The organism is Streptomyces sp. NPDC058751 (genome assembly GCF_042746485.1).
Lineage (GTDB): Bacteria > Actinomycetota > Actinomycetes > Streptomycetales > Streptomycetaceae > Streptomyces.
This window is the reverse complement of sequence record NZ_JBHYPZ010000029.1, coordinates 33,804-58,152: the sequence shown is the minus strand read 5'-3', so window position 1 is coordinate 58,152 and position 24,349 is coordinate 33,804. Positions and strand designations below refer to the sequence as shown.

Annotated in this window: 22 protein-coding genes and 1 riboswitch; of the genes, 5 read left to right on the top strand and 17 right to left on the bottom strand. The window is 70.8% G+C overall.

Going from position 1 to position 24,349, the window contains the following annotated elements; all coding sequences use genetic code 11:
* Positions 1-373 precede the first annotated feature (373 nt).
* Entirely contained in the window at positions 374-1,516 is a 1,143-nt protein-coding gene (locus ACFW6B_RS25550; RefSeq protein WP_386599129.1) for a glycosyltransferase family 4 protein, read from the bottom strand.
* A 143-nt stretch (positions 1,517-1,659) separates the two neighbouring features.
* Here ACFW6B_RS25550 and ACFW6B_RS25545 point away from each other — a divergent pair, with 143 nt between their 5' ends.
* A complete protein-coding gene (locus tag ACFW6B_RS25545) occupies positions 1,660-2,901 on the top strand; it encodes a glycosyltransferase 87 family protein (protein WP_386599127.1) in 1,242 nt (413 codons plus the stop codon).
* Here ACFW6B_RS25545 and ACFW6B_RS25540 read toward each other — a convergent pair.
* On the bottom strand, positions 2,862-4,190 hold the full coding sequence (locus tag ACFW6B_RS25540) for an MATE family efflux transporter (RefSeq protein ID WP_386599124.1): 1,329 nt from the start codon (positions 4,188-4,190) through the stop codon (positions 2,862-2,864). The genes ACFW6B_RS25545 and ACFW6B_RS25540 overlap by 40 nt on opposite strands.
* 128 nt (positions 4,191-4,318) lie before the next feature.
* Between ACFW6B_RS25540 and ACFW6B_RS25535 the strand changes: the two genes are divergently transcribed.
* Positions 4,319-4,843 (top strand): PadR family transcriptional regulator, encoded by a 525-nt coding sequence (locus ACFW6B_RS25535; RefSeq protein ID WP_386599236.1) that lies wholly within the window; start codon positions 4,319-4,321, stop codon positions 4,841-4,843.
* A 171-nt stretch (positions 4,844-5,014) separates the two neighbouring features.
* Here ACFW6B_RS25535 and ACFW6B_RS25530 read toward each other — a convergent pair whose 3' ends face one another.
* The 5 genes from ACFW6B_RS25530 to ACFW6B_RS25510 form a co-directional block, all read right to left on the bottom strand.
* Positions 5,015-6,211, bottom strand: a complete 1,197-nt coding sequence (locus ACFW6B_RS25530; protein WP_386599122.1) for a hypothetical protein — start codon at positions 6,209-6,211, stop codon at positions 5,015-5,017.
* Between the two features lie 69 nt (positions 6,212-6,280).
* Positions 6,281-7,297: an NlpC/P60 family protein gene (locus ACFW6B_RS25525; RefSeq protein WP_386599120.1), complete on the bottom strand. Its 1,017-nt coding sequence runs from the start codon at positions 7,295-7,297 to the stop codon at positions 6,281-6,283.
* A gap of 240 nt (positions 7,298-7,537) precedes the next feature.
* The gene (locus tag ACFW6B_RS25520; RefSeq protein WP_386599118.1) at positions 7,538-8,572 is read right to left on the bottom strand and encodes an NlpC/P60 family protein; all 1,035 of its coding nucleotides are present in this window, start codon (positions 8,570-8,572) and stop codon (positions 7,538-7,540) included.
* Positions 8,573-9,002: 430 nt separating this feature from the next.
* Positions 9,003-10,352 (bottom strand): NYN domain-containing protein, encoded by a 1,350-nt coding sequence (locus ACFW6B_RS25515; protein ID WP_386599116.1) that lies wholly within the window; start codon positions 10,350-10,352, stop codon positions 9,003-9,005.
* Positions 10,353-10,387: 35 nt separating this feature from the next.
* Positions 10,388-10,627, bottom strand: a complete 240-nt coding sequence (locus ACFW6B_RS25510) for a hypothetical protein (RefSeq protein ID WP_037624014.1) — start codon at positions 10,625-10,627, stop codon at positions 10,388-10,390.
* Positions 10,628-10,778: 151 nt separating this feature from the next.
* Between ACFW6B_RS25510 and ACFW6B_RS25505 the strand changes: the two genes are divergently transcribed.
* Together ACFW6B_RS25505 and ACFW6B_RS25500 are read left to right on the top strand one after the other, a co-directional pair.
* Entirely contained in the window at positions 10,779-11,543 is a 765-nt protein-coding gene (locus tag ACFW6B_RS25505) for a rhomboid family intramembrane serine protease (RefSeq protein WP_386599113.1), read from the top strand.
* Positions 11,544-11,585: 42 nt separating this feature from the next.
* The gene (locus ACFW6B_RS25500; protein WP_151469679.1) at positions 11,586-11,867 is read left to right on the top strand and encodes an Lrp/AsnC family transcriptional regulator; all 282 of its coding nucleotides are present in this window, start codon (positions 11,586-11,588) and stop codon (positions 11,865-11,867) included.
* A 39-nt stretch (positions 11,868-11,906) separates the two neighbouring features.
* Here the strand turns inward: ACFW6B_RS25500 and ACFW6B_RS25495 are convergent, their stop codons facing one another.
* From ACFW6B_RS25495 to ACFW6B_RS25470, 6 genes are all read right to left on the bottom strand, one after another.
* A complete protein-coding gene (locus ACFW6B_RS25495; RefSeq protein WP_386599111.1) occupies positions 11,907-13,268 on the bottom strand; it encodes an aminotransferase class V-fold PLP-dependent enzyme in 1,362 nt (453 codons plus the stop codon).
* Positions 13,269-13,455: 187 nt separating this feature from the next.
* Positions 13,456-13,572, bottom strand: a riboswitch (SAM riboswitch).
* A gap of 85 nt (positions 13,573-13,657) precedes the next feature.
* Positions 13,658-14,722 carry an anthranilate phosphoribosyltransferase gene (trpD, locus tag ACFW6B_RS25490; RefSeq protein WP_386599109.1) on the bottom strand — a complete coding sequence of 355 codons (1,065 nt, stop codon included), beginning with the start codon at positions 14,720-14,722 and terminating at the stop codon, positions 13,658-13,660.
* Between the two features lie 171 nt (positions 14,723-14,893).
* Positions 14,894-16,534: a cytochrome bc complex cytochrome b subunit gene (locus ACFW6B_RS25485; RefSeq protein WP_386599107.1), complete on the bottom strand. Its 1,641-nt coding sequence runs from the start codon at positions 16,532-16,534 to the stop codon at positions 14,894-14,896.
* Complete coding sequence (locus ACFW6B_RS25480; protein WP_386599105.1) at positions 16,531-17,601, bottom strand: Rieske 2Fe-2S domain-containing protein; 1,071 nt, start codon at positions 17,599-17,601, stop codon at positions 16,531-16,533. The genes ACFW6B_RS25485 and ACFW6B_RS25480 overlap by 4 nt, the downstream gene beginning before the upstream one ends.
* On the bottom strand, positions 17,598-18,407 hold the full coding sequence (locus tag ACFW6B_RS25475) for a c-type cytochrome (protein WP_386599102.1): 810 nt from the start codon (positions 18,405-18,407) through the stop codon (positions 17,598-17,600). The genes ACFW6B_RS25480 and ACFW6B_RS25475 overlap by 4 nt, the downstream gene beginning before the upstream one ends.
* 64 nt (positions 18,408-18,471) lie before the next feature.
* A complete protein-coding gene (locus ACFW6B_RS25470; RefSeq protein WP_386599100.1) occupies positions 18,472-19,092 on the bottom strand; it encodes a heme-copper oxidase subunit III in 621 nt (206 codons plus the stop codon).
* Between the two features lie 203 nt (positions 19,093-19,295).
* Between ACFW6B_RS25470 and ACFW6B_RS25465 the strand changes: the two genes are divergently transcribed.
* Positions 19,296-19,697: a hypothetical protein gene (locus ACFW6B_RS25465; protein WP_386599099.1), complete on the top strand. Its 402-nt coding sequence runs from the start codon at positions 19,296-19,298 to the stop codon at positions 19,695-19,697.
* 94 nt (positions 19,698-19,791) lie between these two features.
* Here ACFW6B_RS25465 and ACFW6B_RS25460 read toward each other — a convergent pair whose 3' ends face one another.
* The 4 genes from ACFW6B_RS25460 to coxB form a co-directional block, all read right to left on the bottom strand.
* On the bottom strand, positions 19,792-21,063 hold the full coding sequence (locus ACFW6B_RS25460; protein ID WP_386599097.1) for an Ig-like domain-containing protein: 1,272 nt from the start codon (positions 21,061-21,063) through the stop codon (positions 19,792-19,794).
* 130 nt (positions 21,064-21,193) lie between these two features.
* A complete protein-coding gene (locus ACFW6B_RS25455) occupies positions 21,194-21,592 on the bottom strand; it encodes a cytochrome c oxidase subunit 4 (protein ID WP_386599095.1) in 399 nt (132 codons plus the stop codon).
* On the bottom strand, positions 21,589-23,322 hold the full coding sequence (gene ctaD, locus ACFW6B_RS25450; protein WP_386599094.1) for a cytochrome c oxidase subunit I: 1,734 nt from the start codon (positions 23,320-23,322) through the stop codon (positions 21,589-21,591). The genes ACFW6B_RS25455 and ctaD overlap by 4 nt, the downstream gene beginning before the upstream one ends.
* Positions 23,319-24,284, bottom strand: a complete 966-nt coding sequence (coxB, locus tag ACFW6B_RS25445) for a cytochrome c oxidase subunit II (protein WP_386599092.1) — start codon at positions 24,282-24,284, stop codon at positions 23,319-23,321. The genes ctaD and coxB overlap by 4 nt, the downstream gene beginning before the upstream one ends.
* Between the last annotated feature and the right edge of the window lie 65 nt (positions 24,285-24,349).

The following is a 24,349-nucleotide window of genomic DNA, read 5'->3' as shown; positions in this document are numbered from 1 at the left end:
TCCACCCCGGCCGGGAACAACACGGCTCGGCCCCCTCAGGTGGAGGGGGCCGAGCCGTTTCCGTCCCTGGGGGCCGTTTGCCTCGTTCGCCGGGTGGGGGGTTCCGGCTTCCGCCGTGGGGGGAGTCGCCGTCCCGGGCGGGAGGTAAGTCGTGGCCGTTCGCGCAGTTCCCCGCGCCCCTGACGGGGCTCGTCGTGGTCGCTCACGCGGTTCCTCGCGCCCCTCTGACGGGGCTCGTCGTGGTCGCTCGCGTCCCTGGCGGGCGCCCGCAGGGCGGCCGTCCAGGGGCGCGGGGAACTGCGCGAGCAACCCAGGGCGGCCCGCAGACGCCGATGGACAGCCAGGGGCATCCCGGTGGGCGGACCCGGTGGCGCTAGAGCAGCTCGCGCAGCCGCTCGGCCAGGAGGTCCCAGCGCCATTTCTCCTCGACCCAGGCCCGGCCGCGTTCGCCCATGCGGCGGCGGAGTTCGGGGTCGCCGAGCAGGGTGACGATGCGGTCGGCGGCGTCCTCGGCCGAGCCGCCGCGCACGACCCAGCCCGTCTCGCCGTCGAGCACGGCGTCGGGCGCTCCCCCCGAGTCGCCGGCCACCACGGGAAGGCCCGTCGCCGAGGCCTCCAGGTAGACGATGCCGAGCCCCTCGACGTCGAGCCCGCCCCTGCGCGTCCGGCACGGCATCGCGAACACGTCGCCGGCCCCGTAGTGCGCGGGCAGTTCCGACCAGGGCACCGCCCCGGTGAACCGGACCGAGCCGGCCACTCCGGTTTCCGCGGCCAGCGTGCGCAGGTCCTTCTCGTAGGGTCCGCCGCCGACGATCAGCAGCACCGCGTCCGGCTCCTTGGCCAGGATCCGCGGCATCGCGAGCACGAGGGTGTCCTGGCCCTTGCGCGGGACCAGACGGGAGACGCAGACGACGACGGGCCGGTCGGTGAGGCCGAGCCGGGCCCTGACCTCGTCGCCGCCCGAACCGGGGTGGAAGGTCCGCTCGTCGACGCCGGGCGGCAGCTGCACCATGCGCGCCGCCGCCTCGGGGGTCAGCGCGGAGGCGATCCGCGAGCGCGTGTACTCCCCGAGGTAGGTGATCGTGTCGGTGGACTCGCCGATCCGGCGCAGCAGCGTCCGGGCGGCGGGCAGCTGGGCCCAGCCGGCCTCGTGGCCGTGCGTGGTCGCCACGAGACGCGTCGCGCCCGCTCTGCGCAGGGCCGGCGCCATCAGGCCGAGCGGTGCCGCCGCCCCGAACCACACCGACGTACAGCCGTGTTCACGCAGCAGGCCGACCGCCCGCCGGGTGGCGCCCGGCGTGGGAAGCAGCATGGTCGTGCGGTCCCGTACGACGGTGAAGGGCTGCTCGGCGTCGAACGCGGCGGTCGCCTCGGCGCCCTCGCGACCGCGCTTCCAGGTCGAGGCGTAGACGACGAGCCGGCCGGGGTCCAGGCGCAGTGCCATGTTGTGCAGAAAGGCCTGGATACCGCCGGGGCGGGGCGGGAAGTCGTTCGTCACGATCAGGGTCTTGTGCATCGTGTTCGACACTATCGAACCTATACTCACAGCTCGGCACGGCCGCGCTCGACGGCTCGTACACAGACCGGTGCGTCACCCTGGGCCCGCGAGGAGCGCGGCGGCGGGGCACACGGATTCCGGACGATGAGAGCCAGGTGGGCATGACCGGGGCACGGAGCGTGAGATTCCCCTTCGGCCTGGCCGCGCTGCTGGGGATCTGGGGCCTGACCAGGCTCGCGCTGCTGCTCTTCGTGGCCAAGGTCTACGTCTTCCCCGGTCCGGACGTCACCAGCGACGTCTCCGTGATCTACCACGGCTGGTACGAGGTCCTGCAGGACGGCCGTTTCCCGCTGCGCGACGTCACCTGGCAGTACCCTCCGGCCGCCTCCCTCGCGATCCTCTCCCCCGCCCTGCTGCCCTTCCTCGACTACGCGCACGCCTTCTTCGTGCTGGCCTTCGTCGCCGACCTGGTGGTCTTCGGACTGCTCCTGTACGCGGGTTCGCGCCCGGGCAGGAGCGTGCGCGGCGCCTGGGTGTGGACGGCCGGGGTTCCGCTGCTCGGACCGACCGTGTACGCCCGCTACGACGTGATGGTGACGGCCGTCGCGGTCGCCGCGCTGCTCGCCGGTGCCCGCCACCCCCGGGTGATGGGGGCGCTCACGGGCTTCGGCGCGATGGTGAAGGTCTGGCCGGTGCTGCTGCTGCTCGGCGCCGTGCGCCGCCGGGCCTGGGCCTGGGCGGCGGGGACGGCGGTCTCGATCGCGGCGCTGTTCTTCGCGACGATGCCGGGCCCGTTCGCCTTCCTGACCTTCCAGCGCGACCGCGGCACCGAGGTGGAATCGCTCGGGGCCCTCGTCTTCCACGTGGCCAGGCACCACGGCTGGAACGGGCGGGTGCTGCTCAACTACGGCTCGGTGGAGTTCGTCGGCCCCCACGTCGACACGGTGAGCACGGCCGCCATGGTCCTGACCGGGCTCGCCCTCGGCTGGCTCGTCCTGTGGCGGCTGTGCGCCAAGCGGTTCCTGTCGCACACGCTCGCCGACGCGGCGTTCGTCGCCGTCCTGATGTTCACCACCACGAGCCGGGTCATCAGCCCGCAGTACCTGGTGTGGCTGGTCGGGATCGCCGCGGTGTGCCTGTGCTTCCGCGCGAGCCGGATGGCGCTGCCCGCCCTCCTGGTGCTGGTCGCGTGCTTCGTGACGGTGCTGGAGTTCCCGATCTGGTTCGGGGAGGTCGTCAACAGCACGGACCTCGGGATCACCCTCCTCGTGCTGCGCAACGGCCTGCTGGTGACCGCCTCGGTGCTGGCGGCCCGGGTGCTGTGGCGCGGGACGGTCTCCCGGTCCGAGCCCGGCCTTCCCGCTCAGGCCGCCCGCGCCAAGGAGACCCTGGCGTCCCCCTGACGCCCCTCGCGCGCGTCGCGCCGGGTCCACAGCCACAGGGCCGCGCACTGCACCGTCATGGACAGCGCGAGGGCCAGACAGATGCCCGGCAGCCCCAGTACGGACAGGGCGAGGGCCAGCGGTAGCTGGACCGCCGTGCCGGTCAGCGTCACCCGCAGCAGCACCGGCGCTCCCCCGCTGCCCTCGAAGACCCCGCCGAGGGCGATGAGGCAGGCCGTCAGCAGCAGGTAGGGGCCGACGCAGCGCAGGAACAGCACGCCGTCGTGGGCGACCGCGGGACCGGCGCCGAAGGCCTTCATGATCCAGGGAGCCAGGGCGCCGAGCAGCACGGCGGCGAGCAGGCCGACGGTGCCCGAGACGAGGACGGCCTGCCGTCCGATGGCGCCCCGCTCGTCACGGCCGGCGCCGCGGCTGTGCGCGGTGTGGATCGAGGCGGCCTGCCGGACCGAGTAGAACGCCATGGTGGCGACGTACATGACCTTGTAGGCGATCGCGTAGGCCGCCACGGCCGTCGTCCCGAGGCGGGCCACGATCGCGACCAGGACCAGGGCTCCGCCCTGGCGCACCGTGAAGTCGGCGGACATGGGCAGTCCGGTGGCCAGGGTGCGGCGCAGGGCGGCGCCGGTGGTCTCGGCGGGTGCCGCGCCGGCCGCCCGCGACAGCAGGGTGTTGCGGCGCAGGGCGCGCAGTCCCGCGGCGAGGGCCACCGAGCGGCACAGCACGGTCGACAGGGCGGCGCCCTGGACTCCGTACGCGTGGATCAGGAACGGGTCGAGGCCAAGGATCAGGCCGTTGGCCAGCAGGGCGAGGCGCATCGGGGTACGGGTGTCCCCCGCGCCCTTGAGGATGCCGTCGACGAGGTTCTGGGCGAAGAAGACGGCGATGCCGGGCAGGGAGACCGCGAAGTACTGGACGGCGAGGGCCGACGCGCGTCCGTCGCCGCCGAGGACCAGCCGGGCCAGCGGCTCGCGCAGCAGGAAGCCGCCCAGGGCGATCACCGGCGTGACGGCGGCGCACAGCGCCCAGCCCCCGCGCACGGCCGCGCGGACCGCCGCGGGGTCGCGGGCGCCCCGGGCATGGGCGACCAGGACGGTGGTGCCGGAGGCGAAGACCAGGGCGACGCCGAGCAGCACGTTCTCGGTGTTCGTCGCGACGGCGACGGCGGCCACGGCGTCGCCGCCGAGCCGGGAGACCCAGACGGTGTTGATGATCCCGGCGGCGACGGAGGCGAGCAGCGAGAGGTAGACGGGGTGGGCGAGCGCCATGAGCTGCTTGCGGTGGGCGTTCACAGAGGCTCCCTCGATACGAGCTACCTCGTTTAGAGGTAGCTCGATAAGAGGTACCATGGGTGGGTGAACCCCGCAACCACCCCGGACGCGCCGCCCGCGCGGGCGTCCACGAGGGAAGGGCCGGCCCGATGCTGGAGCTGTCGATCCTGGGCTTCCTGTACGAGGAGCCGCTGCACGGCTACGAGCTGAAGGAGCGCATCAAGGCGCTCAGCGGCCACGTCCGGCCGGTCAGCGACGGCGCCCTCTACCCGGCGATCACCCGCCTCGTCGACAAGGGCCTGCTCGGCCAGCACACCGAGCCCGGCAGCGGCGCGGCCCCGCGGCGCATCCTGTCGCTCACCGACGAGGGCCGCGCCGACCTCCTGGAGCGGCTGCGCCACCCCAGACAGGCCGAGATCACCGACCACGTGCGCTTCAACACCCTGCTGGCGTTCCTGCGCCACCTCGGCGACCCCCGCGAGCAGGCCGCGGTGCTGCGCCGCCGCCAGGAGTTCCTGGACACCCCGACGAGCTTCTTCTACGAGGACGGCCGGCCCGTGCACGCGGAGGAGGCCGACGACCTGTTCCGGCAGGGCATGCTGCGGGTGGCGCGGGCGACCGGCACGGCGGAGCGGACCTGGCTCGCGGAGGCCATCGGGAAACTGGAGGGGTGAACGACCGCGGGCGCCGACCGAGTCGGCCGGTGGGCCGCGGCCCCGGAGGCCCCGAGAGGTGTCCCCGGTGTTCCCGAGGGGCGCCCCCGGCGGTCCTGGGGGTGTCCCCGGCGGTCGCGGGGCGTCGGTCGAGTCGATCCGCGGGACATCGGCCCCGTCGGCCCCGGGGCGTCAGCCGAGCTGGTCCCTGAGGTACTGCCGCCACAGCGCGCCGAACCGCTCCGGCGTCGTGTGCAGCACCTCCCTCAGCGCGTCCTCGACCGCCCCCGCCCGCTCCCGGTGGCCGCCCACCGCCCGGTAGAAGTCGTTCAGCCGGACCTCGCCCCACCGGTCCGCGATCAGCCGGCAGGCCATCCAGCCGCCCTCGTACGCCCGCGCAAGACCGCCGGAGTCCCCGGTGAAACCGAAGTCCTCGTCCTCGGGCAGCGCGGCCGGGACGTCCCCCTGCGCCACCGCGCGCCGGAGTTCCGGCGCGACCTGTCCGGGCGTCCGCCCGCTGCCGCGGTAGCCGGTCCAGTCCGCGTACCCCTCGGAGAGCCACAGCGGGGTGGCGGCCGTGGTGCGGGCGCGGGTGGCGACGTGGGTCGTCTCGTGGGTGAGCACGACCTGCTTGCCGAGGTCGCCGAGGACGCCGAACGCGTCCGGATTGACGATGACGCGGTCCGCGGGCGCCCCGGCCGGGCCGCCCGCCTCCCCGGTGGTCACCGCCGCGATCCCCCGGTACCCGGACGCCGGGGCCCCGAGCAGCCCCGCCATCCCCTCCAGCGACTTCGGCACGAGGACGACGACGTGCCGGGACCAGTCCGCGCCCCAGACGTCCGACACGGCCGGCACCGCACGGTCCGCGAGGCCCGCGAAGGCGCGCAGCCGCTCGCCGGACTGCCCGACCCCGAGGACGAGACTGCGCTCGCCCCGTACGGCCGTCACGGTCCCCTCGTCCCACAGCTGGTCGCCGCCCTTGCCCGCCGGCTCGTCGGAGGTGACGCGCCAGGTTCCGCGGACGCGGGTCAGCCGCAGCGTGCGGTCCACCTCGACGGGTGCGGCGTCGTAACCCGCGATGCGGTAGCGCAGTTCGGCGCGGGCGGTGGCCCGGTCGCCCGAGCGGCTCAGTCCGGCCAGGCGGTAGGACCAGGCCGCGAGCGGCACGTCACGCAGGTTCGCGAGGCCCGTTCCGGCGCCGGCCGCCGCTCCGGTGGCCCGGAAGGCCGCCTCGTCCCGGTCCAGGACCGCGTCCGCCCGCCGGTCGAGGACCCGCTGCACGTCGGCCGCCGCGGTGTCCGGCACCGCCCCGCCTCCGCAGCCGACGAGCCCGGCGAGCAGCAGGACCACACCGAGCCCCGCCCGCGACGCACACCTTCGACCGGCCATTCTCCCGATCGTACGGTGCCCGCGTCCGCCACCCGCCGAAGCGCCCGCCCGGCACCGGGACCGGGCCCGTCAGACGCGGGTGACGGACGCGATCGGCATCATCCCGACCGGGTCGTAGCGCACCGGGGCGCCCGGGTGGGGGGCGTGGATCACCTGGCCGTCGCCCACGTACATCCCGACGTGGCTGGCGTCGGACCGGTAGGTGACCAGGTCGCCGGGCCGCGCCTGGGAGAGCGGGACCTGCCGTCCTGCGTACCGCTGCGCCTGCGAGGTTCGCGGCAGACCGACTCCGGCGTGCGCGTACGACCACTGCATGAGGCCCGAACAGTCGAAGCCGCCGGGCCCGTTGGAGCCCCAGACGTAGGGGCGGCCGAGCGCCGAACGGGCCGCGGCGACGGCCGCGGCCGCGCGCGAGGAGGGGGCGACGGAGCCGTCGAGGCCGGGCAGGCCGGCGCGGATCGAGCGCGACGCCCGGCCGTAGGCGGCGCGGTCGGCGTACGGCAGCGAGTCGAGCAACTGCCGCGCCCTGGCCAGTTTGGCCTCGACGACCCGTTTGTTCCGGGCCACGGCCTTGCGGCTGCGCTCCAGTTCGGCGAGTTTCCCGTCGGCCTCCTCCCGTTCCTGGGCGAGGTCGCGCAGGGCGGCCCGGAGGTTCCTGAGTTCGCCGGCCTGGCGGGAGCTGATCCGGTCGAGCGCGGAGGCCCGGTCGAGATAGTCGTCCGGGGCGGCCGAGAAGAGCAGCGCGAGGGAGGGGTCGAGGCCACCGGAGCGGTACTGCGCCCCGGCGAGCGAACCCAGCGCGTCCCTCATGGTGTTGACGCGGTCCTGCTGCCGGGCGATCCCGTCCCGCGCCTCGCCGATCTGCTCGCGCAGCGCGTCGCCGCGCTCGTCGGCCCGGTTGTACGCCTCGGTGGCCTTCTCCGCCTGGGCGTAGAGGCGGTCCACCTCGGCCCGGGTCTCGTCCTGCGGCGCCGCGGAGGCGGGCAGGGCGCCGAGCGCGGCTGTCGCCGCGGACATCACGCAGACGGCGACGCCGAAGGCGCCCCGGTCGAGGCCGGTCGGTGCAAGGCGGCGATGGAACCCCACGGGTGACCGCACTCCCTTCCGCTGACGGTCCCCCGCCGTCGGGGGAACGCGGCAGACAGTAACCGCGCGACCACGCGCCGGCCAAAGGCCCTCACGGGTACGCACAGTGACGCCCCGCCGGAGACGCAGGTCACCGACGGGGCGTGAGGTCAGCGCGAGTTGTCGCGATTCGCCCGTTCGGGCGGAATTGCGGAGGGCGCCACGGGCGGTGGCCGCCGAGCGGCGGCCGGCCCGTGCGGATCAGACCCGGACGCCGAACTGGAAGGGCATGTTGCCGATCGACTCGTAGCGGACGACAGTGCCGGTGCGCGGGGCGTGCAGCACCTGGCCGTTGCCCGCGTAGAGGCCGACGTGGTGCTGGTCGCCGTAGAAGATGACCAGGTCGCCGACCTGCAGGGCGCTCTGCGAGTAGATGCGGGTACCGGCGTTGGCCTGGTCCTGCGATATGCGGGGCAGGCCGACGCCGGCCTGGGCGTAGGCCCAGGAGGTGAGGCCCGAGCAGTCGAAGGAGCTGGGGCCGGTGGCGCCGTAGACGTACGGCGTACCGAGCTTGGTCTTGGCGGCGGCGAACGCGGCGGCGGCGCGGCCCGAGGCGGCCGGGGTGTCACCGAGGTCGACACGCTCGCTGGCGCGGGTGGCCCGCTCCTGCTCCTCGTCGGCGAGCTTCTGCCTCTCCTGCGCGGTCAGGGAGTTCAGGAGCTTCTGCGCGGAGCCCAGCTTGGCCTGGACTTCCTTCTTCTTCTTGGCGAGCTCGGCCCGGGTGTCGGCGAGGTCCTCGAGCTTCGCGGAGGCCTCGGCGCGCTGCTGGGCGAGCGAACGCTGCTTCTCCTGGACCTTCTTGAGCGACTCGACCTGCTGAGCGCTCAGCTGGTCCATCGTGGACGCCTTGTCCAGGTAGTCGTCCGGGTCGGAGGAGAGGAAGAGCGCCACGGAGGGGTCGATGCCACCGGTGCGGTACTGGGCGCTGGCCATCGAACCGAGGCCGTCACGCAGCTCGTTGAGCTCTTCCTGGCCACGGGCGACGTTGTCCTGGAGAGCGCTGATCTGCTTCTGCAGCTTCTGCTGCTTCTCCTTGGCCCCGTTGAACTTCTCCGTGGCCTGCTCGGCCTCTTCGTAGAGCTTGTCGACCTTGGTCTTGACCTCGTCCTTGCTGGGCTTCTCGGACGGGGCCGCGTTGGCGGCGTTCGCGCTGAGGACAACAGCGGCAGCGGCGGCGGTGGTGAGCACGGTCACACGGGCGCGGCTCGGCTGCTTGGGTCGACGGTGGGACGCCACGAAGGCGAGCTCCTTCTTCCTCCAGCCGCCTGCCGAAAACGCCGACGGGCGGTGCCCCTCCACCGTCACTCCCCATGAGTGATCACCCGAGTTGGAGGTTCGAGGCATGACCCTAGTGACCTACTTGTGATCAGTTCAAATCCAAACCTGAAAATTCTTTGTCACGGAGAGCATTCTTTGCCATCAACTCACCTGCAGTGATGTCCGCTTGACGCTACGTCGCGTGAAGGTCCGACGAATTCGGGCATCAGTGACAGAAGTTACGGATGACGCTTAAGCGACCCATGCGACGTAGGCCACCGATCGCCGCGCACACGAAACCCCAGGTCCGAAGGGAAACGGACACGGGGAGAGCGACGCACGGGAAAGGGGGCGCGGAGGAGACGGACGCGGAAAGAGGGCGTACGGCGGAACGCGCCCGAGGGGCCGCTCAGCCGCCCGTGAAGCGCTTGAGGAGCACCGCGGACGCCACCGGCCGCGCACCCGCCTTGGCGATCCCGTCGGCCACCTCGCGGTCGGTCGAGACGACGATCACCGGCCGGCCGGGCGGCTCGGCCCGCACCAGCTGACGGATCAGCTCGTCCGCCGTGACACCGGGCTTGGAGAAGAGCACCCGCACCCCGCGCGGGGGCGCGAGCAGCACGGGCGCGGCCAGTTCGGCCCCGTCGAAGACACAGGTGACCTCGGCGCCGGTCTGCGCGGCCAGCTGCGAGAGCTGCCCGAGCAGCCGCAGCCGCTGCTTCTCCAGCGGCATCTGGGGATAGCCGGTCTTGGTGACGTTGTAGCCGTCGACGACCAGGTGCGCCTGGGGCAGCGCGAGCAGCTGGTCCAGGATCGCGGGGTCGTTCTCGGACAGCGCGCGGGTCGCGATGTCCTTCGGGGTCATCCGTCCCGGCTCGACCGCCTCGACCGTCTCCGCGGGCCGCACGGAGACGGGAGGCAGCGCCAGTTCCCGGCGCAGTCCCTGGGCCGCCTCCAGCACCGTGTCGAGCAGCAGCCGCACCCGCATGTCCTCGACGCTGCGCCCCTCGCGGGCCGCCTTGCGGGTGGCCTCCAGGGCCGCCTCGGCCTCCGAGAGCCGCGCCTTGAGCCGCCGCGTCTCGCTCTCGGCCGCGGACACCTGCGCCTGGCTCTCCGCCTTCGCCCCGTCCGTCTCGGCCTGCAGCTTGCGCAGGGCCGCCTCACCGCGCTTGACGTCGCTGAGGGCCCCGCGCAGCTTGCGGTGAAGCGATTCCGCTTCCTTCCTGGCCGCCTCCAGTTCCGCGCGGAGCCGCTCGGTCTCGGCGCGCGTCTGGCCGCGGGCCTCCGCGAGTTCCGCGCGCAGCCGGTCGAGCTCGACGCGGCTCTCCTCGCCCGCGCGCTCGGCGTCCGCCCGCAGGGCCTCCTCGCCCGCGGCGGTCACCAGCTTCACCCAGCCCGTGGGCCGCACGACATAGGCCGCGGCCGCCACGTCCAGCGGATCCGCGGCCGGGGGCGGCGCGCCCGAGTCGAGAGCGCCGACGAGCTCCGGCTGGGCCTCTCTGAGCTTCTCGGCGATGCGCTGTCTGAACAGCGCGTCCGTCTCCAGGGCCGTCGCCATCGCGTTGCCGGCGAACTTGGCGCGGCGGTTCGGGGCGAACCGGGCGTACTGCCTCAGCTGGGCGGGCAGTTCGGACACCGTCAGCCCGCCGAAGCCGTCCGAGACGATCTGCACGACGCGTCGGCGCACACCGTCGGGCAGCGGACGGTCGAGCACCTCGGCGGTGCCGTCGTCCGGCTCCCCGCCTGTGGTCTCCACCATCCGTTCACCCCAATATCCGTGCGGGGCCCGCTCCGTCAGGAGCCGGCGCCCGGCCTGTCCACGAGTTCGACCTGATCCACCGCGTTGCACCAACGGCACCGCACCGACTCGATGGTCTCACTGACCACCTCGCGCTCCTCGACCTTGGGCTCGCCGGCCAGGTCCAGGTGCACATACTCGACGACCTTCGACGAGCGGGTCACGTCGAAACGCGTGAGGTTGCCGCACAGGGTGCAGCGCCAGCGGGTCTTGGCATCGGGCAGGGGAACTGTCATAGGGCAGCCGCTTTCCTTCTAGTGTCCGTCCGGCGCCGGTTTCCCGGTGCTTGGCTCGTAACCCTACGGCCTGGCGGGTACTCGACGCTCGGGTGTCCACGGCGGCGAGGCGATATGTGCGCATCGACGCGGTTACGTCATGCTCTGCACCATGATCGGCAATTGGAGCGGAACGGTCGTCAGGGCGGGCAGGGCGCTGCGGGGCCGGTCGACGCCGGTGACGTACGGACTGATCGCCCTGTGCTGTCTGGTCTTCGTGATCGGTCCGGCCTCGGGCCTCGATCCCGCGTACGGCACCGGGGACGAGCTGCTGGTGGCGCAGCGGACGTACTTCCGCCGCTGGGGCGTGGTGCCGGCCGACCTGTTCGACGGGGCCCCGGCCGAGGCGCTCACCCCCGCGACCGCCCTGTTCATCCACGGGAGCTGGCTCCATCTGCTGGGCAACATGCTCTTCTTCTACGTCTTCGGGCTGATGACCGAGGAGCGCATGGGCCACCTGGAGTTCGCCCTCTTCTACCTGGGCTGCGGGTACCTGGCCCTGCTCGGCTACGCCGCCGCCAACGCGACCTCGCAGCAGTCCCTGGTCGGGGCCTCCGGGGCGATCTCCGCGGTGCTCGGCGCCTTCCTGTACCTGTTCCCCAGGGCCCGGGTGACCAGTCTCTTCCCGTTCCTGTTCTTCCTGCCGCTGCGGTTCCCGGCCTGGGTGGTGCTGCCGTTCTGGTTCGCCCTGCAGTGGCTGGCGGCGGGCCGCAGCTCCCCGGGCCCCGGGGTCGCCTACCTGGCCCACCTCGTGGGCTTCTGCCTGGGCTTCCTCTACGCGTGGGCGCGGTTCCGGAGCCGTCCGGCCGCCGCGCCCGAGCGGAGGGTCCTGCCGGGGCCCCCGGTGGAGCGGCCGGGCCGGGGGGACCGCGAGTAGGGTGAGATCCCCAGCAGCGGCCTCCCAGGGAGAGAAGCAGACGTGATCACCGCGATCGTCCTCATCAAGACCAGCGTGGACCGGATCCCCGAGATCGCCGAGTCGATCGCGTCGCTGGAGAGCGTCAGCGAGGTCTTCTCCGTCACCGGCACCTACGACCTGATCGCCATGGTCCGGGTCCAGGCCCACGACGACCTGGCGGACGTCATCCCCGGCAGGATCAGCAAGATCCCGGGCGTCGAGGCGACGGACACGCACGTGGCGTTCCGTACGTACTCCCAGCACGACCTGGAGGCGGCGTTCGCGATCGGCCTCGACAACTGACCGGCGCGGCGCCGCCTCCGGGCGGGGCTCCCGTGGGCGTCAGACCGCCGGGACGCAGCGGCCGTCCTCGGTGCGGTACTGCCAGCGCGCGCCGTCCCTGACGAGCTCGCGCACCGCGCGGACGAACCGCTCGACGTGCTCGTCGGGGGTACCGGCCCCGAAGCTGACGCGGATGGCGTTGAGGGACTTCTCGCCCGGGGCGGCCTCGGGTGCTCCGCACTCCCCCTGGGTCTCCGGTGCGCTGCCGAGCAGCGTGCGGACGAGCGGGTGGGCGCAGAAGAGGCCGTCGCGCACCCCGATGCCGTACTCGGCGGAGAGCGCGGCCGCGAAGTGCGAGCTGTTCCAGCCCTCGACGACGAAGGAGATGACGCCGACCCGAGGGGCGTCGTCGCCGAAGAGGGACAGGACCCTGACCTCGGGGACCTCGGCGAGACCCGCGCGGACGGTGCGGATCAGGTGCCGCTCACGGGCGACGAGCTTGTCGAAGCCCTCCTCGGTGAGCGCCTTGCAGGCCGACGCGATCGCGTAGGCGCCGATGACGTTCGGGGAGCCGGCCTCGTGGCGGGCGGCGCTGTCGTGCCACTCCACGTCCACGCCGCCGTCCTCGCGCCGGGTGACCCGGCGGCTGGCGCCGCCGCCCGCGAGGTACGGGTCGGCCTCGCGCAGCCAGTCGGAGCGGCCCGCGAGGACGCCGGAGCCGAAGGGCGCGTACAGCTTGTGCCCGGAGAAGGCGACCCAGTCGACGTCGAGGTCCTGGACCGACACCGGGTGGTGCGGGGCGAGCTGGGCCGCGTCGAGGACGATGCGGGCGCCGTGGGCGTGCGCGGCGGCGGCCAGCTCCCGCACCGGCCACAGCTCGCCGGTGACGTTCGAGGCGCCGGTGACGCAGACCAGGGCCGGTCCGTAGGGGTCACGGGCCGCGAGAGCGCGTTCCAGGGTGTCGACGGCCTCGCCCGGGGTGCGCGGGGCGTTCAGGTAGGTCACCCGGGCGTCGCGCCAGGGCAGCAGCGAGGCGTGGTGCTCGGTCTCGAAGACGAAGACCTGGCAGTCGGCCGGGAGGGCCGCGGCGAGCAGGTTGAGCGAGTCGGTGGTGGAGCGGGTGAAGACCACCTGGTCGCCGGTACGGCAGTCGAGGAACTCCTCGACGGTCCTGCGGGCGTTCTCGAAGAGGTCGGTGGACAGCTGCGAGAGGTAGCCGGCGCCCCGGTGGACGCTGCCGTAGTACGGGGCGTACGCGGCCACGTCGTCCCACACCCGCTGGAGGGCGGGCGCGCTGGCGGCGTAGTCGAGGGCCGCGTAGGTCACCTCGCCGCCGGTGACGAGCGGGACGGTGACATCCCGGCCGAGAACGGGCAGCGGGGCACAAATGCTCTGGTCGGCGGCAACGGTGGAGACAGACATGGCGAGCTCCTGTGAGAGGCAGGCGGGATCACCGCGCGAGCCGGCCGCCGGAAGGCGGCGCTCGGCGCGGGAAAAGGTGAAAAGGGGTGTGCGGAGGCGGGGCTCGGCGCCCTAACGCATTCGCTTGCTCACAGAAGGCTCCCTCGAACGACCAGGACCCCTGGTTGTCCGCCCGGAGAGCGGGAGGGGTCCGCGCTTGCCGTGGGCCTCGCTGCCCACGACCTGGTCTTCACCCGGGGCACCCCGCCACGGACGGAGGGTTGCCGGACAGCCGGCCGGGGCCTGATGGCTGTCACTCATGACCTGGTACAGCATCCTGCCAGAGGATCTTCCGCGCGCAAGACGCAGTCCGGATGCTGGACTGCGTCCCGCGCGTTCCCCGGGGAGGATCAGGCGTTGCTGGCGGCCACCCAGCGCTCCAGGGTGCGCCTCGCCGCCCCGGAGTCGATCGCCTCGGCCGCCCTCTCCATCTGGTCGCGGAGCTGCTCGGCGAGCGGCGCGCCGGTCTGGGTGAGGGCCACCAGGGCCGCCGCCGAGTTCAGCAGGACGGCGTCCCGTACGGCCCCCTTCTCGCCGTCCAGCAGGCGCCGGGCGACCTCCGCGTTGTACGAGGCGTCGGCGCCGCGCAGGGCCTCCACCGGGACGATGCCGAGCCCCACGTCGCGGGGGTCGAAGCGCTCCTTCGTGACCTCGCCGTCGCGGACGATCCAGACGTCGGAGCCCCCGGTGGTGGTCAGCTCGTCGAGGCCGTCGTCGCCGCGGAAGACGAGCGAGGAGTTGCCGCGCTCGGCGAACACGCCCGCCACGATGGGCGCCATCCGGGGATCGGCGACACCGACCGCCTGGGCTTTCACCCGCGCCGGGTTGGTCAGCGGTCCGAGCACGTTGAAGGTGGTCCGGATGCCCAACTGGCCGCGGGCCGCGGCGGCGTGACGCAGCGCCGGGTGGAACTTGACCGCGAAGCAGAAGGTGATCCCGGCCTCCTCGGCCACCTCGGCGACCCGCTTCACCGGCAGCTGGAGATTGACGCCGAGCTTCTCCAGGACGTCCGACGAGCCGGACGCGGAGGACGCGGCCCGGTTGCCGTGCTTGACGACCTTGGCGCCGGTGCCGGCCACCACGATCGAGGACATCGTGGAGATGTTGACGGTCTTCGCGCCGTCGCCGCCCGTCCCGACGATGTCGACGGTGCTTCCGGGCACCTCGATCACGTTGGCGTGCGCGTACATCGCCCGGACGAGTCCGGTGATCTCCTGGACGGTCTCGCCCTTGGCGCGCAGGGCCACCATGAACCCGGCGATCTGCGCGTCGGTCGCCTCGCCGCTCATGATGCGGTCCATCGCCCAGGCCGTGTCGTCCGCGCTCTGGTCGCGGCCCTCGAGCAGGCCGTTCAGTACCGCGGGCCAGGAACGGCCCGCCGCGGTGTCGCCTCCAGCGGGGTTCACAGCGCTCATGGTCGCTCCTGGGTTCGTCGGTCACGCGGTCGCGGGTGACACGGTCGTGGGTGACGCGGGGTGGATCACCCCGCACCACCGGGTGAGAGTCCACCCTATCCAGCCCGGGGGACGGCGAAGAGCCCCGTCCATGTCATGGACGGGGCTCCAGCCGTGGCGAACAGCCGGGGATCAGTGGTGGCCGTGGCCGCTCGCGATCTCCTTGTACTCCTCGACGGTGGGCTTGGGGATCTGGCCCTCGTCGCCGTAGAAGCCCTTGCTCATCTTGGCGCGCAGCTTCTGCGTGCCCGAGACCTTGCGCTCGACACCGTTCTCGTCGACCGTCGGGCCGATCTCGACCGGCTTGTACTGCTCGTGCGCGGTGAGCGTGTGCAGCGCGTCCTGGCTGAGCGGCTCGTGGACCTCGATGAACTCACCGTGCGGCAGGCGCTTGATGATGCCCGACTCACGGCCGTGCAGCACCTTGTCCCGGTCCCGGCGCTGGAGGCCGAGGCAGATCCGCTTGGTGGCGATGAAGGTCAGCACCGGCACGACGAAGAACGCGATCCGGACGAACCAGGTGATCGAGTTGATCGACAGGTGGAAGTGCGTGGCCCACAGGTCGTTGCCACCGCCGACGAGCAGGACGAAGTACCAGCTGATCCAGGCGACGCCGAACGCCGTCCGGGTCGGGACGTTGCGCGGGCGGTCCAGGATGTGGTGCTCGCGCTTGTCGCCGGTGACCCAGCCCTCGATGAACGGGTAGACCGCGATCGCGACCAGGACCAGCGGGAAGATGACCAGCGGGATGAACACGCCCAGGACGAGCGTGTGACCCCAGAGGTTGATCTCCCAGCCCGGCATGACACGGATCAGGCCCTCGGAGAAGCCCATGTACCAGTCGGGCTGGGCTCCGGTGGACACCTGGTCCGGACGGTACGGGCCCAGCGCCCAGATCGGGTTGATCGAGGCGATCGCCGCGATGACCGCGATGACACCGAAGACCAGGAAGAAGAAGCCTCCGGCCTTGGCCATGTAGACCGGCAGCAGCGGCATGCCGACGACGTTGTTGTTCGTCTTGCCGGGACCCGCGAACTGCGTGTGCTTGTGGTAGAAGACCAGGATCAGGTGGCCGACGACCAGGCCGAGCATGATGCCCGGCAGCAGCAGCACGTGCACCGAGTAGAAGCGGGCCACGAAGTCGCCGCCCGGGAACTCGCCGCCGAACAGGAAGAACGACAGGTACGTGCCGACGATCGGCACGGACAGGATCGCGCCCTCCATGAAGCGGACACCGGTGCCGGAGAGCAGGTCGTCCGGGAGCGAGTAACCGGTGAAGCCGGTGAACATGCCGAGGACGAACAGCAGGAATCCGAAGACCCAGTTGACCTCACGGGGCTTGCGGAACGCACCCGTGAAGAACACGCGCATCATGTGCACGAACATGCCGGCGAGGAAGATCAGCGCGGCCCAGTGGTGGATCTGACGGATCAGCAGACCACCGCGCACATCGAAGGAGATGTGCATGGTCGAGTTGAACGCCTCGGACATCAGCTGGCCCTGCAGCGGGACGTAGCTGCCGTGGTACTCCACCTCGTTCATCGACGGGTGGAAGAACAGGGTCAGGTACACACCCGTGAGGATGATGATGATGAAGCTGTAGAGGCAGATCTCACCCAGCATGAACGACCAGTGGTCGGGGAAGATCTTGCGCATGTTGGCCTTGGCCAGGGAGTAGATCCCGAGGCGGCCGTCGGCCCAGTCGGCTACCCGCTCACCGGCGGGCGCCTTCTCGCGCGAGGGGCGCGAGTCGGAGGTGGTGGTAGTGCTCATCCGCGCTCCCAGAATGCAGGACCGACGGGCTCCTGGAAGTCGCTGAGCGCTTCGAGGTAGCCCTCAGCGTTCACACCGATCTGCAGCTGCGGCAGGGCGTGACCGGCCGGGCCGAAGATGACTCGGGCTCCGTCGGAGAGGTCGAAGGTGGACTGGTGGCACGGGCACAGCGCGTGGTGCGTCTGCTGCTCGTACAGGGAGATCGGGCAGCCGACGTGGGTGCAGATCTTCGAGTACGCCACGATGCCCTGGTAGGACCACTCGAGTTCCTGCTTGTCTTTGATGTCCTGCGGCTGGAGCCGGACGATCATCAGGGCCGCCTTGGCGATCTCCTTCTGGAAGTCCTCGTCGTGCTCCTCCAGGCCCTCGGGCTTGGCGAAGGTGAGCGAACCGACGGCCAGGTCCGAGGGACGCAGCGGCTCGTTCGTGTTCATGTTGACGAGGAGCTTGCCCTTGGACCACAGCGTGTGGCGCAGCTTCGTGCCGGGCAGCGGGCCGAGGTCGCGCAGCAGCACGACGCCGGAGAGCGGGAACAGGGCCAGCGCGCCGAACATCGTGTTGCGGATCAGCTTGCGGCGGCCGAGCGCGGACTCCCTGGCACCGTCCCTGAAGTCGGCCATGACCTTGGCCTTGACCTCGGGCGCCGCCTCGATCGGGTGACGCTCGTCGGCGATCTCCACGTCGGACATCAGGGTGCGGGCCCAGTGGACCGCGCCCGCGCCGATCGCGAACAGCGCCACGCCGAGGGTCATGCCCAGCGCGAAGTTCAGTGCGCTGATGTGCCCGAGCGGGAAGATGTAGACCGACTTGTCGGCCGGGATCGCCACGTAGGAGGCGATGAAGCCGACGGTGGCCAGCATCGACAGCACGAACAGCATCGCGACCAGACGCTCGGACCGCTTGGCGGCCCGCTCGTCGATGTCCTGGATGCGGTGCTCGTGGGGCGGCAGCCCCGGGTCCGCGAACGGGTTCTGCTCGTCCGCGACGGCTACCGGAGCGTGACCGGCGTGGTCGTCGGAGGCCCGCTCGGCGGGCACGTTCTCTTCTGGAATGTCTTGGCTACTCATGACTTCTTGGCCTTTGCGGTCCGAGCGGCGACCCAGACGGCGACGGCGACCAGGGTTCCGAGACCGAAGATCCAGCCGAACAGTCCCTCGCTGACCGGCCCGAGGCCGCCCAGCTCGAGACCGCCGGGGCTCTCGGTGTCGTCACCGTTGACCGCGTCGAGGTACGCGATGATGTCCTGCTTGTTCTTCTCCGTCAGCGTGGTGTCGGGGAAGGACGGCATGTTCTGCGGGCCCGTCTGCATGGCCTCGTAGATGTGCTTCGGGTCGACACCCTCCAGGGTCGGCGCGTACTTGCCGTGCGTCAGCGCGCCGCCCTTGCCGGTGAAGTTGTGGCACTGGGCGCAGTTCGTACGGAAGAGTTCGCCGCCCTTGGCGATGTCCGCGCCCTCGGGGCTGACCTGGTTCTTGGTCGGGATCGCGGGACCGGCGCCGAGCGAGGCGATGTAGGCCGCGAGCTGGTCGATCTCGGCCTGGGTGTAGATCACCTTCTTGCGCGGGATCTGGGCGCCCGGCTGCTGGGCCGGCATACGGCCGGTGCCGACCTGGAAGTCGACCGCCGCGGCGCCGACACCCACCAGGCTCGGACCGTCGGAACTGCCCTGACCGCCGGTTCCGTGGCAGCTTGCGCAGCCCACGGAGTACAGCTTCTGGCCCTCGGTGATGCCGAGGGACTGGGCGGTTTCATCGGCTTGCGCCTTGCCCGCGGGCGCGAACGCGGCGTACAGCCCCCCGGTGGCCGCCAGCGCGAGGAGTAGGACGACGACCGCCGCCAGCGGATGGCGTCGTCGTGCGGAGAGCTTTTTCACGGATTACCCCGGTGTCAGGATCTTCTGCGTCGGTGCTTCTGGATGTTTCGGGCGGTGCGCCCGATTACTTGATCAGGTAGATCGTGGCGAAGAGGCCGATCCAGACGACATCGACGAAGTGCCAGTAGTAGGACACGACGATGGCGGCGGTCGCCTGCTCGTGAGTGAACCTCCGAGCCGCGTAGGTGCGACCGAGGACCAGCAGGAAGGCGATGAGTCCGCCCGTCACGTGCAGTCCGTGGAAGCCGGTGGTCAGGTAGAACACCGAGCCGTACGGGTCGGAGGAGAGCGTGAGCCCGTCCTTCGTGACCAGTTCGGTGTACTCGAAGACCTGACCGCCGATGAAGATCGCACCCATGACGAAGGTGACGATGAACCACATCCGGAGCTTCTTCACGTCCCCGCGCTCGGCGGCGAACACGCCGAGCTGGCAGGTCAGGGAGGAGAGCACCAGGATGGTGGTGTTCGTCGCCGAGAACGGAAGGTTCAGGCTGTCCGCCATTTCCTTCCAGTGATCCGGCCCGGTCACCGATCGCAGGGTGAAGTACATCGCGAAGAGGGCCGCGAAGAACATCAGCTCGGAACTCAACCAGATGATGGTTCCGACGCTGACGAGGTTCGGTCGATTGACCGAGGGGTGCGCGTGCCCGGTTTCTACTGTCGTTGCTGTCGCCACGACCGACATTATGTCGGTCGCTTATCCCGCCCTCACGCCGGGGGGTGCCGTTCGGGGTGTTGACCGGGTGTGTCCAGCCCGGATGGACCATCGAAGCCCTGTCCGAACCGGTGTTGACGAGGTGTTCAAGGGAGTAGCATCCGCGCATCGGGCCGGGGACGATCAGCCCGATGCGCACGATGTCCGTACGACGCTGACGTCTCGGAGGAAGCATGCAGCCGACCGCCACGGTGCTGGTCTACAGCGACGACTCCAACACCCGCGCGCAGGTGCGGCTCGCCACCGGGCGCAGGCCCGCCCCCGACGCCCCTCTCGTCGAGTTCGTCGAGTGCGCGACGCCGGCCGCCGTCGTCAGGGAACTCGACAAGGGCGGCATCGACGTCTGCGTGCTGGACGGCGAGGCGGTGCCGATGGGCGGCATGGGGGTGTGCCGCCAGATCAAGGACGAGATCTTCGAGTGCCCGCCCGTGCTGCTGCTCATCGGGCGCCCGCAGGACGCCTGGCTGGCCACCTGGAGCCGCGCCGACGCCGCCGTGACCCTGCCGGTCGACCCGGTGGAGTTCGCCGCCTCACTGGCCTCCCTGCTGCGCCGCAGGAACCTCCTGAGCGCCTGAGGAACCCGCGCCCCGCCAGGGCCCGTCCGCGCCGTTCCCTCCGTCGCCCTCTTCGTGCGCGACGGAGGGAGAACCGGACGGGCCCTGGCGCGCCTCACGCGCTCTGGGGGCGCAGTCGGGCACGCTGGGCGGGGTTGGGGACGTCCGGGGACCCGGCCACCAGCGCGCTGCCCTCGCGCCAGTCCTTCCAGTCGAGGTTCCAGTCGCCGAAGCCGTTCCCGAACGCGTCCATGGTCTTGCCGTCGGAGTTGACGACCTTGACTATGTCGCCCTCGTTGAACGTGTTGAAGAACCACTCGGCGTTCTCGGTGCTCATCCCGGTGCAGCCGTGGCTGACGTTGGCGTACCCCTGGGAGCCGGTCGACCAGGGCGCGGCGTGGACGTACTCACCGCTCCAGGTGACCCGGGTCGCGTAGCGCACCTCCAGGTCGTAGGAGTCCGCACTGCCCTCGGCGATGCCGATGCTGGTGCCGCGCATCCGTACGAGGGACTCCTTGCCGAGCACGACCTTGACGCCGTTGCGGGTGTCGAAGCCGGGCTTGCCCGTGGTGACGGGGATCCGCTTGATGCTCTGACCGTTGCGGTAGACGGTCATGGAGTGGGCGGCGGCGTCGGTCAGGGCGACCAGGCTGTCGCCCGTGGTGATCTTCACGGTCTCGGCCCCGCCGCCCCAGAGGCGTTCGCCGATCCTGACCCCGGCGAGGTTGCTGTGGGCGGTGACGCCGGCGTGGGCGGGCCAGTAGTCCCGGGGGCGGTAGTGCAGCGTCTTGTCGTCCACCCAGTGCCAGGCGCCGTCCACCGCGGGGACGGAGTCGACCCTGAGGGCGCGTTCGACGATCGTGCGGGCCGCCTTGTCCTTGACGGGGGCGCTGAGTTCAGCGGTTATCGGCTGGCCGACGCCGTACTTGCCCGCCTTGGGGCCGAACGTGACGTCCAGGAGCTTCTTCGCCTTGGGCGTGCTGGTGTCGAAGCCGACGACCTTGCGGCCCGGGGCGCCGTCGCGGTCCTCGGTGCTCACGCGCACCGTGTAGTGGGCGCCCGCCGCGAGGGGCGAGGTGCTGTGCCAGCGGCTGCCGTCGGCGGCCAGTTCGCCCGCTACGTGGCGCCCTGAGGCGTCCGTGGCGGTCACGTCGGTGATGCGCCCCTCGTCACTCTCGGAGGTGATTTCCAGGGGCTTGTCGGGGTCGACCTTGGTCTGCTTCCCGCTGTCCTCCGAGAGGCCCTTGAACGAGATCTGTCCCGCCGCGTCGTACGGCTTCGCCGAGAGCGGGCGGCCGCCGGAGCCGCAGGCGGTGACGCCTGCGCCGAGGGCGACCACCAGCGCGGTGCAGCTGACGACCGTGCGGATGCGCGGTGAGTGGTTCATGAGTCCACGCTATGAACGTCCGTCAAGCACGGCGCGCCGGGTGAGCCGAGCGGGGGACGCAAGTCCCGGCGAACGAGGGAGCCCGGACTCTCCTGACGGAGTGTCCGGGCTCCCGTGTGTTCAGCGCGTGCTACTGGGTGCGGTTCTCACCGTGGTAGTACTCGAAGACCCAGCCCCACAGGCCGAGCAGGATGAGCGGCGCCGAGAAGTACAGCAGCCACCAGCCGAAGACGACGCCCATGAAGGCGAGCGCGCCACCGGCACCGAGCGCGAGCGGCTGCCAGCTGTGCGGGCTGAAGAAGCCCACCTCGCCGGCCTCGTCCGCGACGTCGGCCTCCTTGTCGTCCTGCGCCATGGCGTCGACCCGCCGGGCCGTGAAGGCCAGGTAGTAGCCGATCATCATGCTCAGGCCGAAGCCCATGAAGAGGGCCGTGGTGCCGGCCGGCTCCTTGGACCACACGCCGTAGACGATCCCCATGATGAGGATGAACACCGCCAGCCAGATGAACATCTTGCCTTGGACCTTCACTTGCCGGCCTCCTTTCCGCCAGGAAGGGCCGACGAACCGTGACCGGCGGTCTCGAGCTGGTCGAGAGCGGCGATCTCCGGGTGGTGCAGGTCGAAGGCCGGGGATTCACTGCGGATCCGCGGCAGGGTGAGGAAGTTGTGCCGCGGCGGCGGGCAGGAGGTCGCCCACTCCAGCGAACGGCCGTAGCCCCACGGGTCGTCGACCTCGACCTTCTTGCCGTACTTGGCCGTCTTCCACACGTTGTACATGAACGGCAGGATCGACAGGCCGAGCACGAACGAGCTGATCGTCGAGAACGTGTTCAGCGCGGTGAAGCCGTCGGCCGCGAGGTAGTCCGCGTAACGACGCGGCATGCCCTCGGCACCGAGCCAGTGCTGCACCAGGAACGTGCCGTGGAAGCCCACGAACAGCGTCCAGAAGGTGATCTTGCCGAGGCGCTCGTCGAGGATCTTGCCGGTGAACTTCGGCCACCAGAAGTGGAAGCCGGAGAACATCGCGAACACCACGGTGCCGAACACGACGTAGTGGAAGTGCGCCACCACGAAGTACGAGTCCGAGACGTGGAAGTCCATCGGCGGCGAGGCCAGGATCACGCCGGTCAGACCACCGAAGGTGAAGGTGATGAGGAAGCCGACGGCCCAGAGCATCGGGGTCTCGAAGGACAGCGAGCCCTTCCACATCGTTCCGATCCAGTTGAAGAACTTCACGCCGGTCGGGACCGCGATGAGGAACGTCATGAAGGAGAAGAACGGGAGCAGAACGCCGCCGGTGACGTACATGTGGTGCGCCCACACCGTCACGGACAGACCCGCGATCGCGATCGTCGCGCCGATCAGACCCATGTAGCCGAACATCGGCTTACGGCTGAAGACCGGGATGACCTCGGAGATGATGCCGAAGAACGGCAGCGCGATGATGTACACCTCTGGGTGGCCGAAGAACCAGAAGAGGTGCTGCCAGAGCAGGGCTCCGCCGTTCACCGGGTCGAAGATGTGCGCCCCGAACTTCCGGTCCGCCTCCAGGGCGAACAGCGCCGCCGCGAGGACGGGGAAGGCCAGCAGCACCAGAACCGCGGTGAGCAGGACGTTCCAGGTGAAGATCGGCATGCGGAACATCGTCATGCCGGGAGCGCGCATGCAGATGATCGTGGTGATGAAGTTGACCGCGCCGAGGATCGTGCCGAAGCCGGAGAAGGCCAGACCCATGATCCACATGTCGGCGCCGATGCCCGGCGAGCGGACCGCGTCCGACAGCGGGCTGTAGGCGAACCAGCCGAAGTCGGCCGCGCCCTGCGGGGTGAGGAAGCCGCCGACCGCGATCGTCGAGCCGAAGAGGTACAGCCAGTAGGCGAACATGTTCAGCCGCGGGAACGCCACGTCGGGCGCGCCGATCTGCAGCGGCATGATCCAGTTCGTGAAACCGGCGAACAGGGGCGTCGCGAACATCAGCAGCATGATCGTGCCGTGCATCGTGAACGCCTGGTTGAACTGCTCGTTCGACATGATCTGCAGGCCGGGACGCGCCAGTTCGGCGCGCATGAGCAGCGCCATGACGCCGCCGACCAGGAAGAACGCGAACGACGTCACCAGATAGAGCGTGCCGATCGTCTTGTGGTCGGTGGTGGTGAGCCACTTGACCACGACGCTGCCGGGCTGCTTGCGCCGCACCGGCAGCTCGTTCTCGTACGAGTCTTCGGCGGCGGCACCCTGGGGTTCGTTGAGGATGCTCACAGGTTGTTCGTCTCCCGGTTCTTCTCGTGGCCCGTCTGCTCAATGCCGGCCGGGACGTAACCGGTCTGTCCCTTCTCAGCGAGCTCCTTGAGGTGGGCCTCGTAGCGCTCGGGGGAGACGACCTTCACGTTGAAGAGCATCCGGGAGTGGTCGACGCCGCACAGCTCGGCGCACTTGCCCAGGAAGGTGCCCTCACGGTTGGGCGTCACCTGGAAGGAGTTGGTGTGGCCCGGGATGACGTCCTGCTTCATGAGGAACGGCACCACCCAGAAGGAGTGGATGACGTCACGCGAAGTGAGGATGAATCGGACCGTCTTGCCCTTGGGGAGCCAGAGGGTCGGACCCGGGTTGCCCGTCTGCGGGTTCTTCGTGGCGGGCGTGCCGACGTCGTAGACACCGCCGGCGTTCGCCGGGAACTGCTCCTTGAACCGGTCCGGAATGGCGGACAGGTTCGGATCCGTCTTGGCGTTCCCGGAGGAACCGGGGACGTCCGCGACGTAGTTGAAGCCCCAGCTCCACTGGAAGCCGACCACGTTGACCGTGACGTCGGGCTTCGGCTTGAGGCTGAGGAGCTTCGTCTCGTCACGTGCCGTGAAGTAGAACAGCACGGAGACGATGATGAGCGGGACCACCGTGTACAGCGCCTCGATCGGCATGTTGTACCGGGTCTGCTGGGGAACTTCGACCTTGGTCCGGCTGCGCCGGTGGAAGATGACGCTCCACAGGATCAGGCCCCAGACCAGCACGCCCGTGGCGAGCGCGGCCGCCCACGAGCCCTGCCAGAGGGAGAGGATCCGCGGAGCCTCCTCCGTGACCGGGGTGGGCATACCAAGGCGGGGGAAGTCTTCCCAGTTGTACGAGCAACCAGTGGCTGTCGCCAGGACCAGGCCCGCAGTCATTGCCTGCAGCAGCTTCCGCCGCATCGGGCGCCGCGGCGAGCGGTCGGAGCCGTTGGGACTCACGTAGCGCCTTCCCGAGAGTCTCGCCCGCGCTGTTGGCTGCGGCCTTCTCGCTGGTCGGTCGCCGC

Bases quoted from the DNA above. Each gene is read 5' to 3' on its own strand.
- ACFW6B_RS25550 (WP_386599129.1), bottom strand. From the start codon at position 1,516: ATGCACAAGACCCTGATCGTGACGAACGACTTCCCGCCCCGCCCCGGC.
- ACFW6B_RS25545 (WP_386599127.1), top strand. From the start codon at position 1,660: ATGACCGGGGCACGGAGCGTGAGATTCCCCTTCGGCCTGGCCGCGCTG.
- ACFW6B_RS25535 (WP_386599236.1), top strand. From the start codon at position 4,319: ATGCTGGAGCTGTCGATCCTGGGCTTCCTGTACGAGGAGCCGCTGCAC.
- ACFW6B_RS25530 (WP_386599122.1), bottom strand. From the start codon at position 6,211: ATGGCCGGTCGAAGGTGTGCGTCGCGGGCGGGGCTCGGTGTGGTCCTG.
- ACFW6B_RS25515 (WP_386599116.1), bottom strand. From the start codon at position 10,352: ATGGTGGAGACCACAGGCGGGGAGCCGGACGACGGCACCGCCGAGGTG.
- ACFW6B_RS25510 (WP_037624014.1), bottom strand. From the start codon at position 10,627: ATGACAGTTCCCCTGCCCGATGCCAAGACCCGCTGGCGCTGCACCCTG.
- ACFW6B_RS25505 (WP_386599113.1), top strand. From the start codon at position 10,779: ATGATCGGCAATTGGAGCGGAACGGTCGTCAGGGCGGGCAGGGCGCTG.
- ACFW6B_RS25495 (WP_386599111.1), bottom strand. From the start codon at position 13,268: ATGTCTGTCTCCACCGTTGCCGCCGACCAGAGCATTTGTGCCCCGCTG.
- trpD (WP_386599109.1), bottom strand. From the start codon at position 14,722: ATGAGCGCTGTGAACCCCGCTGGAGGCGACACCGCGGCGGGCCGTTCC.
- ACFW6B_RS25485 (WP_386599107.1), bottom strand. From the start codon at position 16,534: ATGAGCACTACCACCACCTCCGACTCGCGCCCCTCGCGCGAGAAGGCG.
- ACFW6B_RS25480 (WP_386599105.1), bottom strand. From the start codon at position 17,601: ATGAGTAGCCAAGACATTCCAGAAGAGAACGTGCCCGCCGAGCGGGCC.
- ACFW6B_RS25470 (WP_386599100.1), bottom strand. From the start codon at position 19,092: ATGTCGGTCGTGGCGACAGCAACGACAGTAGAAACCGGGCACGCGCAC.
- ACFW6B_RS25465 (WP_386599099.1), top strand. From the start codon at position 19,296: ATGCAGCCGACCGCCACGGTGCTGGTCTACAGCGACGACTCCAACACC.
- ACFW6B_RS25460 (WP_386599097.1), bottom strand. From the start codon at position 21,063: ATGAACCACTCACCGCGCATCCGCACGGTCGTCAGCTGCACCGCGCTG.